Annotated in this window: 13 protein-coding genes; 11 read left to right on the top strand and 2 right to left on the bottom strand. The window is 64.6% G+C overall.

Annotated elements, in window-relative coordinates; genetic code table 11:
- Positions 1–39: 39 nt before the first annotated feature.
- The gene (locus LZ016_RS08715; RefSeq protein ID WP_241446990.1) at positions 40–1218 is read left to right on the top strand and encodes a PDZ domain-containing protein; all 1179 of its coding nucleotides are present in this window, start codon (positions 40–42) and stop codon (positions 1216–1218) included.
- A gap of 5 nt (positions 1219–1223) precedes the next feature.
- On the opposite strand, the gene LZ016_RS08710 is transcribed toward LZ016_RS08715, so the two are convergent.
- Both LZ016_RS08710 and LZ016_RS08705 read right to left on the bottom strand, forming a co-directional pair.
- Entirely contained in the window at positions 1224–1745 is a 522-nt protein-coding gene (locus tag LZ016_RS08710) for a YbhB/YbcL family Raf kinase inhibitor-like protein (RefSeq protein ID WP_241446989.1), read from the bottom strand.
- A 78-nt stretch (positions 1746–1823) separates the two neighbouring features.
- Positions 1824–2060, bottom strand: coding sequence for a hypothetical protein (locus tag LZ016_RS08705; protein ID WP_241446988.1), 237 nt, complete (start codon positions 2058–2060; stop codon positions 1824–1826).
- A gap of 239 nt (positions 2061–2299) precedes the next feature.
- Between LZ016_RS08705 and LZ016_RS08700 the strand changes: the two genes are divergently transcribed.
- From LZ016_RS08700 to rplB, 10 genes are all read left to right on the top strand, one after another.
- Positions 2300–2614, top strand: a complete 315-nt coding sequence (locus LZ016_RS08700; RefSeq protein ID WP_241446987.1) for a hypothetical protein — start codon at positions 2300–2302, stop codon at positions 2612–2614.
- Between the two features lie 205 nt (positions 2615–2819).
- Positions 2820–3191: a 30S ribosomal protein S12 gene (gene rpsL / locus LZ016_RS08695; RefSeq protein WP_147044308.1), complete on the top strand. Its 372-nt coding sequence runs from the start codon at positions 2820–2822 to the stop codon at positions 3189–3191.
- A 59-nt stretch (positions 3192–3250) separates the two neighbouring features.
- Positions 3251–3721: a 30S ribosomal protein S7 gene (gene rpsG, locus LZ016_RS08690; protein ID WP_241446986.1), complete on the top strand. Its 471-nt coding sequence runs from the start codon at positions 3251–3253 to the stop codon at positions 3719–3721.
- Positions 3722–3821: 100 nt separating this feature from the next.
- Entirely contained in the window at positions 3822–5915 is a 2094-nt protein-coding gene (fusA, locus tag LZ016_RS08685; RefSeq protein WP_241446985.1) for an elongation factor G, read from the top strand.
- Positions 5916–5989: 74 nt separating this feature from the next.
- Positions 5990–7180, top strand: coding sequence for an elongation factor Tu (gene tuf / locus LZ016_RS08680; RefSeq protein WP_241446984.1), 1191 nt, complete (start codon positions 5990–5992; stop codon positions 7178–7180).
- A gap of 167 nt (positions 7181–7347) precedes the next feature.
- Positions 7348–7659, top strand: a complete 312-nt coding sequence (gene rpsJ / locus LZ016_RS08675) for a 30S ribosomal protein S10 (protein WP_044450118.1) — start codon at positions 7348–7350, stop codon at positions 7657–7659.
- A 201-nt stretch (positions 7660–7860) separates the two neighbouring features.
- Positions 7861–8757 carry a 50S ribosomal protein L3 gene (gene rplC, locus LZ016_RS08670; RefSeq protein ID WP_241446983.1) on the top strand — a complete coding sequence of 299 codons (897 nt, stop codon included), beginning with the start codon at positions 7861–7863 and terminating at the stop codon, positions 8755–8757.
- A gap of 3 nt (positions 8758–8760) precedes the next feature.
- Positions 8761–9387, top strand: coding sequence for a 50S ribosomal protein L4 (gene rplD, locus LZ016_RS08665; protein ID WP_241446982.1), 627 nt, complete (start codon positions 8761–8763; stop codon positions 9385–9387).
- On the top strand, positions 9380–9706 hold the full coding sequence (locus tag LZ016_RS08660) for a 50S ribosomal protein L23 (protein ID WP_241446981.1): 327 nt from the start codon (positions 9380–9382) through the stop codon (positions 9704–9706). The genes rplD and LZ016_RS08660 overlap by 8 nt, the downstream gene beginning before the upstream one ends.
- Positions 9706–10542 (top strand): 50S ribosomal protein L2, encoded by an 837-nt coding sequence (gene rplB / locus LZ016_RS08655; protein WP_241446980.1) that lies wholly within the window; start codon positions 9706–9708, stop codon positions 10540–10542. The genes LZ016_RS08660 and rplB overlap by 1 nt, the downstream gene beginning before the upstream one ends.
- The last annotated feature ends 1 nt before the right edge of the window (position 10543 follow it).

Below are 10543 nucleotides of genomic sequence, written 5' to 3'. Positions count from 1 at the left end.
CCTCTTCTTTTTTGGCCGCGCCGTGCGTAGCGTCGGGCGGTGGGTGTCTTCCTGCCATTGCACGTCGCGCTCGTCCCCGCTGCCCTGCTCCTGGTCGCTGCCGACGATCTGAAGCCGGCGGACTATGCGGCCGACGCGCGGTCCATCGAAGCGCTGGTCAACAAGAATTACGCCTACCTGGAGCGCTTCCCCGGCGAGCGAATGCCGCTGACCGCCAAGCTCCGCGCGGAAGCGGAGAAGGTCACGACGGCCAGAGAGTTGACGCGCTATTCCGAACGAGCCCTGAGCCTGCTCGCGGATCATCACGCGATCACGGGAAGTTCGCTCAAGGACAGCTGGGCCGTGGTGCCGAGCTACTCCGACCTGTGGGTGGAACGGCGCGGTGCCGATTTCGTGATCGAGCAGGTCAGGCAAGGGAGTCCGGCCGAGAAGGCGGGAATCCAGGCGGGCGATCGTCTGAGCGGCGTCGGCGGCGTGCCGATCGGGCAAGCGGTCGCGGACTTCTGGGCGGACCTCGGAACGACAGGCGGTGGCGACCGTGATGGATATGCGGCGCGGGTTCTTGCGGCGAGCCGGAGAGACCGCGAACGTCAATTGACGATCCGGCACGGAGCGTCTGAGCGATCCTTCACGCTGCCCAATCTCTATGCTGCTAGAAGCGGAGACCGCCCGGCGCTGTCCGTCGTTCGAGGCCCGCACGGCCTGACGATCCGGTTCAACGATTCCCTGGGCGGCAATTCGACGATCGCCGCATTCGATCAGGCCATGGCGAGCGCCAAGCCAGGCGAGCGCCTAGTCCTCGACCTGAGGGACACGGCCAGTGGCGGAAACACGACCGTGGCGCGTGCGATCATGGGCTGGTTCGTCACCAAGCCGAGCTCGTACCAGGTGCACCGCCTGCCGACCGAAGAGCGCGAGACCGGCATTCCGCGCCAGTGGCTCGAGCAGGTGCTCCCGCGCGCCGGGAAGCATCATGCGGGTCGTCCGACCGTGCTGGTCGGCCGCTGGACGGGGAGCATGGGCGAAGGCCTTGCGATCGGCTTCGATGCGCTCGGCGCGCGCGTCGAGGGAACGGCCATGTCCGGCCTTCTGGGCGCGGTTTACGACTACAAACTGGAGCGCAGCGGGCAGACGGTGAAACTGCCCACCGAACGCCTCTATTCGGTCAGCGGAGTTCCGCGCGAGCGCTTCGTGCCGAGGTACAAGATCAGCCGCTAGGCTGATCAGTTGCGTTCGTAAACGCCGGTGAGCCGAGCCTCGCCAATCGCATGCTTCGCCGCCTCGGCTTCGAGTTGCCTAACCTTCGGATTGGAGAGGCCCAGGCGGTCGACGCTGAGCGCGAGCAGCCTGAAGCGGTAGTGGTGCACGCCATTGCCTTTGGGCGGGCAGGGGGGCCCATAGCCCGGCTGTCCGAAGTCGTTCACCGCCTGGGCAAATGAGCCGTTGAGGGACCGCGTATCCGCTGGGATGTTGAAGGCTCCCCAATGGCCGAAGGTGGCGCCGGGCGCGTCGGGATCGTCGACGATCAGGGCGAGGCTCTTCGTACCCTGCGGGGGATCGGTCCATCGCAGTGACGGTGCCTGGCCCGCGCCATCGCAGGTGAATTGTGCGGGGATTGCGGCACCGTCGGCAAAGGCGGTGCTCGAAATCGTGAAGTTCGGTGCGGACTTCGCCGGCTGCTCGTTCGTAGCTCCGCAACTGGTGAGAGCCGAACAGAGCAGCAGTGGAATGAGCGCTCGAAGCATCGCAACCGTCCCGCGTGTGGGCGACCGCGGGTCAACAACCCGCAGCCGCCCCCTGTTCCGCCGGTCCGTCGCGGAACTCTATTTCTTGAGGTAGTCGCTAAGGTCGACGCCTCGGTCGGACCACTCCTTGCGGGTGTGGCATTCCTGCTTGGCGATCCGGCTGCCGACCGTGTCGTCATACTCCAGGCAATATTTCTTCTGGTCGGCCGGCTGGGCCTTCTCGGCCTTTTGCTGCTGAGCCGCCCCGATCTGCGCGGTCGTCGGCGTGGAGCCAAGAGCCAAAGCCATCGCGGCGATGAAGGCGAGTTGTGTCATCCCGTTTCTCCCTTTTGGGCAGGATGGTGGATGCGCTTGTTGCTCCTCGTTTGCCCGCCGAGTTCGACTGGAAGCGGGCCGAGTTCGACTGAGGCCGTTTGTCGGTCCGCGGGGCGTTTTCGTCGGGAAACGCCGTTGGTCGAAACGCTCTAGTGTGTTATGGCACTGATACAGTAGAGCGGCCATGGGCGAGGCCCGCTCCGGGATCGAAAGAAGCCCGCCGCGAGATCGAGGAAGAGATGCGCCAGGCGCATCAGGAGATGGAGGAGGCCCGCCGTGAAATCGAGGAGGACATGCGACGCGCCCATGAGGAGATGGAGGAAGCACGCCGCGAGGTCGAAGAAGAATTGAGGCGCGCCCAGGAAGAGATGGACTCCGCTCATTCGGGCAAGCAGGCCGGCTGGGACCAACGCGCAGAGGAAGCGGGCAAGAAGCGCAAGAAGGACAAGAAGAAGCGCAAGAAGGGCGGTGGCGGCGCCGCTGCCGCGGCGCTATCGCCCAAGGGACCCAAGCCGAAGCCGCGGCAGGGCGGAGCCGAAGCTCCCATCGAATAAGCCGTCCAAGGCGTTGACGCTTCGGGGCACCCTCGCTATGTGGCCGCTCGTCCGCGGGGCTGCGACTTCGTTCCCCTGACGGGCAGAGCTGAACATTGCTCATAGACGTGAAGGCCGGGTGGCCATGCTGCCGCCAGGACTTCGCGCTTTTGCTTTGGGCAAAGTAACCGCCGGGCTTTCCGGCAACATAAAGGTGAAGGGCTTCATGCCAACGATCAACCAGCTGATCCGCAAGGGTCGCGAACCGCAGAAGGCCAAGTCGAAGGTCCCTGCAATGGAGCAGAACCCGCAGAAGCGCGGCGTCTGCACTCGTGTTTACACCACGACCCCGAAGAAGCCGAACTCGGCGCTTCGCAAGGTCGCCAAGGTTCGCCTGACGAACCAGCGCGAAGTCATCAGCTACATTCCGGGCGAAGGCCACAACCTCCAGGAGCACAGCGTCGTGCTGATCCGCGGCGGCCGTGTGCGCGACCTTCCGGGTGTCCGCTATCACGTGCTCCGCGGCGTTCTCGACACCCAGGGTGTCAAGGACCGCAAGCAGAGCCGTTCCAAGTACGGCGCCAAGCGTCCCAAGTAATCGCAGCGAGTAAGCCCCGGCCGAGTGCCGGACACGGCTGAAGAGAAAGGAACAATCCAATGTCCCGTCGTCGCCGCCCAGAAAAGCGCGAAATCCTCCCCGATCCGAAGTTCGGGGACGTCGTGCTGTCGAAGTTCATGAATTCGGTCATGCTCGACGGCAAGAAGTCGGTCGCCGAGAGCATCGTCTACGGCGCTCTCGACAATGTTGAGACCCGCCTCAAAAAGGACCCGATCGGGGTCTTCCACGACGCGCTCAACAACGTGAAGCCCGGCATCGAGGTCCGCAGCCGCCGCGTCGGCGGTGCGACTTACCAGGTTCCCGTCGAGGTCCGCACCGAGCGCGCTCAGGCCCTCGCCATCCGTTGGCTGATCTCGGCCGCTCGCGCCCGTTCTGAAAAGACGATGTCGGCGCGCCTCTCGGGCGAGCTGATGGATGCGTCGCAGAACCGCGGTAACGCCGTGAAGAAGCGCGAAGACACCCATCGCATGGCCGAAGCGAACCGCGCCTTCAGCCACTATCGCTGGTAGTTCCCACCGGCTCCGCCGAGGGGTGGCGCTGGTAACTTTCGTACCTATATCTGGGGAAGCCGGATCCGCCGGCTCCCCACATCGCTAAGGAAAATTCGAAATGGCCCGCAGCCATCCGCTCGAACGCTATCGTAACATCGGCATCATGGCGCACATTGACGCCGGCAAGACGACGACGACCGAGCGCATCCTCTATTACACCGGCAAGTCCTACAAGATCGGCGAAGTGCACGAAGGCACTGCGACGATGGACTGGATGGAGCAGGAGCAGGAGCGCGGCATCACGATCACGTCGGCTGCGACCACGTGCTTCTGGAGCGCCGAAGAGGGCAAGGGCCCCGAACACCGCATCAACATCATCGACACGCCGGGCCACGTCGACTTCACCATCGAAGTCGAGCGTTCGCTGCGCGTGCTCGACGGCGCGGTCGCCTGCTTCGACGGCGTTGCCGGCGTTGAGCCGCAGTCAGAGACCGTGTGGCGGCAGGCCGAGAAGTACAGCGTTCCGCGCATGTGCTTCGTCAACAAGCTCGACCGTACCGGCGCGAGCTTCGAGCGCTGCGTCAGCATGATCAAGGATCGCCTGGGAGCTCGCCCGGCCGTTCTGTATCTTCCGATCGGCATCGAGGGCGGCTTCAAGGGCCTCGTCGACCTGGTCGAGAACCGTGCGATCATCTGGCTCGACGAAAGCCTGGGCGCGAAGTTCGTCTACGAAGAGATTCCGGCCGACCTCAAGGCCGAGACCGAAGCCGCTCGCCAGGAGCTGATCGAGATCGCCGTCGAGCAGGACGATGCGGTCATGGAGCAGTACCTCGAGGGTAACGAGCCGGACGTCGCGACGCTGAAGAAGCTGATCCGCAAGGGCACGCTGAACTTCTCGTTCGTGCCGGTGCTGTGCGGCTCCGCGTTCAAGAACAAGGGCGTTCAGCCCCTGCTCGACGCGGTCGTCGACTACCTGCCGAGCCCGCTGGACATTCCGCCGGTCGAAGGCATCAACCCGGACAACGAGCAAACCGACACCCGCGAGGCGTCGGACGCGGCTCCTTTCTCGGCGCTGGCGTTCAAGATCATGAACGACCCGTTCGTCGGCACTCTGACCTTCACGCGCATCTACTCGGGCAAGCTCGAGAAGGGCACGGTCCTGAACTCGGTGAAGGACAAGAAGGAGAAGATCGGCCGCATGCTGCTCATGCACGCGAACAACCGTGAAGACGTCGATACGGCCTATGCCGGCGACATCGTCGCGATCGCGGGCCTCAAGGAGACGACCACGGGCGACACTCTGTGCGACCCGAACAAGCCGATCATCCTCGAGCGCATGGAATTCCCGGACCCGGTCATCGAGGTCGCCGTGGAGCCGAAGACCAAGGCCGACCAGGAGAAGATGGGCGTCGCCCTTAATCGCCTGGCCGCCGAGGACCCGAGCTTCCGCGTCACCACGGACCACGAATCCGGTCAGACGATCATCAAGGGGATGGGCGAGCTCCACCTCGAGATTCTCGTCGACCGCATGAAGCGTGAGTTCAAGGTCGAGGCGAACGTCGGCGCTCCGCAGGTTGCGTACCGTGAATCGCTCGCCCGTCCGGTCGAGCTGACCTACACCCACAAGAAGCAGTCGGGCGGTTCCGGCCAGTTCGGTGAGGTGAAGGTTGCGCTGGAGCCCGGTGAGCGCGGCAGCGGCATCGAGTTCCTCGACGAGATCAAGGGCGGCAACATCCCGCGCGAGTACATCCCGTCGGTCGAGAAGGGCATGCGCGAGACGGCTGAGACGGGCTCGCTGATCGGCTTCCCGATCATCGACTTCAAGATCCGCCTGCTCGATGGCAAGTACCACGACGTCGACTCCTCGGCGCTTGCGTTCGAAATCACCGGTCGCGGTGCAATGCGCGAAGCCGCTCAGAAGTCGGGCATCAAGCTTCTCGAGCCGATCATGAAGGTCGAGGTCGTGACCCCCGAGGATTACCTCGGCGACGTCATCGGCGATCTCAACTCCCGCCGTGGCCAGATCCAGGGCACCGACACCCGCGGCAATGCGCAGGCGGTCGAGGCCATGGTCCCGCTGGCCAACATGTTCGGCTACGTGAACCAGCTGCGTTCGTTCACTCAGGGTCGCGCGCAGTACACGATGCAGTTCTCGCACTACGAAGAAGTGCCGCAGAACGTCGCCGACGAGGTGAAGGCGAAGCTGGCGTAACCGTTTTTTGTTAGCTATGGGCGCGTCCGCGATACGGGCGGGCCGCCCGGATTTCAGAGAAGAAGAGGCGTAAAATGGCGAAGGCTAAATTCGAGCGGAATAAGCCGCACTGCAACATCGGCACCATCGGTCACGTCGACCATGGCAAGACGTCGCTGACGGCTGCAATCACCAAGGTGCTGTCGAAGCACGGCGGCGGTGAAGCCGTCGACTTCGCCAACATCGACAAGGCGCCGGAAGAGCGCGAGCGCGGCATCACGATCTCGACGGCTCACGTCGAGTACGAGACCGAGAAGCGCCACTATGCGCACGTCGATTGCCCGGGCCACGCCGACTACGTGAAGAACATGATCACCGGTGCCGCCCAGATGGACGGCGCGATCCTCGTCGTGTCGGCTGCCGACGGCCCGATGCCGCAAACCAAGGAGCACATCCTTCTCGCGGCGCAGGTCGGCGTTCCGACCATGGTCGTCTTCCTGAACAAGGTCGACCAGGTTGACGATCCCGAGCTGCTCGAGCTCGTCGAGCTGGAAATTCGTGAAGAGCTCTCGAAGCGCGGTTTCGACGGCGACAACATTCCGATCGTGGCCGGCTCGGCTCTCGCGGTTCTCGAAGACCGCGACGCCAACATCGGCGACGAGAAGATCATGGAGCTCATGAAGGCCGTCGACGACTGGATCCCGCAGCCGGAGCGTCCGCTGGACAAGCCGTTCCTGATGCCGATCGAAGACGTGTTCTCGATCTCGGGCCGCGGCACGGTCGTCACCGGCCGCGTCGAGACCGGCATCGTCAAGGTTGGCGAGGAAGTCGAGATCGTCGGCATCCGCGACACCCAGAAGACCGTCGTCACCGGCGTCGAGATGTTCCGCAAGCTGCTCGACCAGGGCCAGGCCGGCGACAACATCGGCGCGCTGCTTCGCGGCATCGGCCGTGAGGACGTCGAGCGCGGCCAGGTTCTCTGTAAGCCGGGCTCGATCACTCCGCACACCGACTTCCAGGCGGAAGTTTACGTCCTGTCGAAGGACGAGGGCGGCCGTCACACGCCGTTCTTCGCGAACTACCGTCCGCAGTTCTACTTCCGCACGACCGACGTGACGGGCGAAGTTCAGCTGCCGGAAGGCACGGAGATGGTGATGCCGGGCGACAACGTCAGCCTGGGCGTCAAGCTGATCGCTCCGATCGCCATGGATCCGGGTCTCCGCTTCGCAATTCGCGAAGGTGGCCGGACCGTCGGCGCAGGGGTTGTCGGAACGATCACCAAGTAATATAGGGCGGTTGCCGCGCGATTCTGTCCAACAGGGTCGCGCGGCTCGCTTTAGAAGTAAGACGTTCGGGAGGCGCGGCGGTAAGCTGTCGGGCTGGCCCGCTTTTGGTTTGAAAGCTTCGATCCGCCTCGGCGGTGAAAAGCAGGCTCTTTCGCATCGGTAGGGACATGGAAACGCAGAATATCCGTATTCGCCTGAAGGCTTTCGATCATCGAGTGCTGGATCAGGCCACTGGCGACATCGCCGACACGGCGCGCCGTACGGGTGCACTCATTCGCGGTCCGATCCCCCTGCCGACGCGTATCGAGAAGTTCACCGTCAACCGTTCGCCGCACATCGACAAGAAGTCGCGCGAGCAGTTCGAGGTTCGGACTTACAAGCGGCTGCTGGACATCGTGCAGCCGACGCCGCAGACGGTCGACGCGCTGATGAAGCTCGATCTGGCCGCCGGCGTAGACGTCGAGATCAAGCTGGCCTAACAGCCAGCGTCGTCCCCACCCGGGGCGACACCGGAGAGGCCCAGGCCTCTCGGACATAGGGTGATACCGCGGAGCGCTAGCTCCGGCTGCGTCCCCGCCGTTCCGCATCGCGGAGCACTAGCCCAGGCGGGGCACGCATCATTTTTCGGGGCTACAAGCCCGCGGGATTGTCTCGCGGGCCTCTGTGAGGAGCAATAGATCATGCGCACTGGCGTGATCGCGAAGAAGGTCGGAATGACCCGCCTGTTCCAGGCAGACGGTCGGCATGTGCCGGTTACCGTTCTGCAGCTGGACGAGGTGCAGGTCGTCGGCCGCCGCGAATTGGATCGGGACGGTTACACCGCCGTCCAGCTTGGAGCAGGCACTGCGAAGGCGAAGAACCTCGCCAAGCCGCAGCGCGTTGCTTTCGGCAAAGCCGAAGTCGAGCCCAAGGCTCGCGTCGTCGAGTTCCGCGTTGCCGAAGACGCGCTTCTGGACGTCGGCTCCCGCATCAGCGCGGAGCATTTCGTTGCTGGCCAGCTGGTCGACATTTCCGGCGTGACGCAGGGCAAGGGCTTCGCCGGCGCCATGAAGCGCTGGGGCTTCGGCGGTCTGCGCGCCACCCACGGCGTCTCCGTGTCGCACCGTTCGCACGGTTCGACGGGTAACCGCCAGGACCCGGGCCGCGTCTTCAAGAACAAGAAGATGGCCGGTCACATGGGCGCCCGCAACCGCACTCAGCAGAACCTCGAGGTCGTCCGCACGGACCCGATCCGCGGCCTGCTGTTCATCAAGGGCTCGGTCCCCGGGCACAAGGGTGCATGGGTGACCGTCGCCGACGCCATCAAGCTTCCGCTTCACGAGAGCGCGCCTTACCCGGCGGGCATCCTCGAGAGCACACAGCCGGTTGCCGAGCAGGATCACGCTCCGGCGGGCCTGGTCGACGAGGGCGCAGTCCACGAGATCCCGGCGCTCCCGAGCGACGAGGAAGTGGCTGCGATCGCGGCCGAGCAGGAAGCTGGCGCTGCTGCAGAGACAAGCGAGGGCACGGATGCCGAGGCCGGTCAGACGACCGCTGAGGGCGATGCCGGCACCTCCGACGAAGGTAAGGAAGGCTAAGCGATGAAGGTCAAGGTACAGACCCTCGACGCGAAGAGCGGGGGCGACCTCGAGCTCAACGACGAGATCTTCGGTGTCGAGCCGCGCGCCGACATCCTGCATCGCGTCGTCACATGGCAGCTCGTCAACCGCCGTGCTCCGGCACGCGCCGCGCGTGAGCGCAGCGACGTTGCCCGCACGGGCAAGAAGTTCGGCCGGCAGAAGGGCGGCGGCACGGCTCGTCACGGCGATCGCCGCGCTCCGATCTTCATCGGCGGCGGTAAGGCCCACGGCCCGCGTGCCCGCGTGTTCAGCGCCTCGCTGAACAAGAAGGTTCGCGCGCTCGGCCTGAAGATGGCGCTTTCGTCGAAGGCTCTCGGCGGTCAGCTGATCGTGGTCGACAATCTCGATCTGAAGGACGGCAAGACCAAGGAGCTGAAGTCGAAGCTCAGCGGCCTGAACCTCGGCAAGACCGCGCTGGTCATCGACGGTGACGCGCTGAACGTCGGTTTCGCCCGCGCTTCGTCGAACCTCGGCAATGTCGACCTGCTCCCGGCGGTCGGCGCCAACGTCTACGACATCATGCGCTGCGAGACCCTGGTCCTGACCAAGGCGGCGGTCGAGCGCCTGGAGGCACGTTTCAATGGCTAAGAAGCAGCAGCAGGCAGCGGTCGATACGCGTCACTACGACGTGATCGTCGCCCCGCACATCACCGAGAAGTCGTCCCTGCTCGCGGAGCAGAATGCAGTCGTCTTCAAGGTCGCGAAGGACGCGTCGAAGCCCGAGATCAAGGCTGCGGTGGAAGCGCTGTTTGGCCGCAAGGTCGCGAGCGTCAACACCATCGTCTCCAAGGGCAAGAGCAAGCGCTGGAAGGGCCAGCCCTATCAGCGCTCCGACAGCAAGAAGGCGATCGTGACGCTGGCCGAAGGTCAGGATCCGATCGACATTACCGAAGGGGTTCGGGGCTAATGGCACTCAAGCAATACAAGCCGACGTCTCCGGCGCGCCGCGGCCTCATCCTCGTCGACAAGTCGGCGCTGTGGAAGGGCAAGCCCGTCAAGGCGCTGACCGAAGGCAAGCGCAAGACCGGCGGCCGCAACAACAAGGGTCACGTGACCTCGCGCGGCATCGCGGGCGGCCACAAGCAAAAGTACCGCTACATCGACTTCAAGCGTCGCACGTGGGACGTCGCGGCGACCGTCGAGCGGCTCGAGTACGACCCGAACCGGTCGGCCTTCATCGCGCTCGTGACTTACGAGGGCGGCGAGCAGGCCTACATCATCGCTCCGCAGCGTCTCGCTCCGGGCGACAAGGTGATCGCCGGCAAGAAGGTCGACGTGAAGCCGGGCAACGCCATGGAAATTGGCCAGATGCCGGTCGGCACGATCGTTCACAACGTCGAGCTGAAGCCGGGCAAGGGCGGTCAGATCGCTCGTGCGGCAGGCACCTATGTGCAGGTCGTCGGCCGTGACCGCGGAATGGTCATCGTCAGGCTCAATTCAGGCGAGCAGCGCTATGTGCGCTCCGACTGCATGGCGACGGTGGGCGCGGTGTCCAACCCGGACAACGCCAACCAGACCTTTGCCAAGGCGGGCCGCACCCGGTGGATGGGCAAGCGCCCGCTGACCCGCGGCGTCGCCAAGAACCCGGTCGACCACCCGCACGGCGGTGGTGAGGGCCGGACCTCGGGCGGCCGTCATCCGGTCACCCCGTGGGGCAAGCCGACCAAGGGTGCTCGCACCCGTCACAACAAGGCGACGGACAAGTTCATCATCCGTAGCCGTCACGCGAAGAAGAAGGGTTAAG

The organism is Sphingomonas telluris (assembly GCF_022568775.1).
Lineage (GTDB): Bacteria > Pseudomonadota > Alphaproteobacteria > Sphingomonadales > Sphingomonadaceae > Sphingomicrobium > Sphingomicrobium telluris.
Note: the sequence above shows the minus strand (reverse complement) of the source record. Positions and strands in the feature narration are given on the sequence as shown.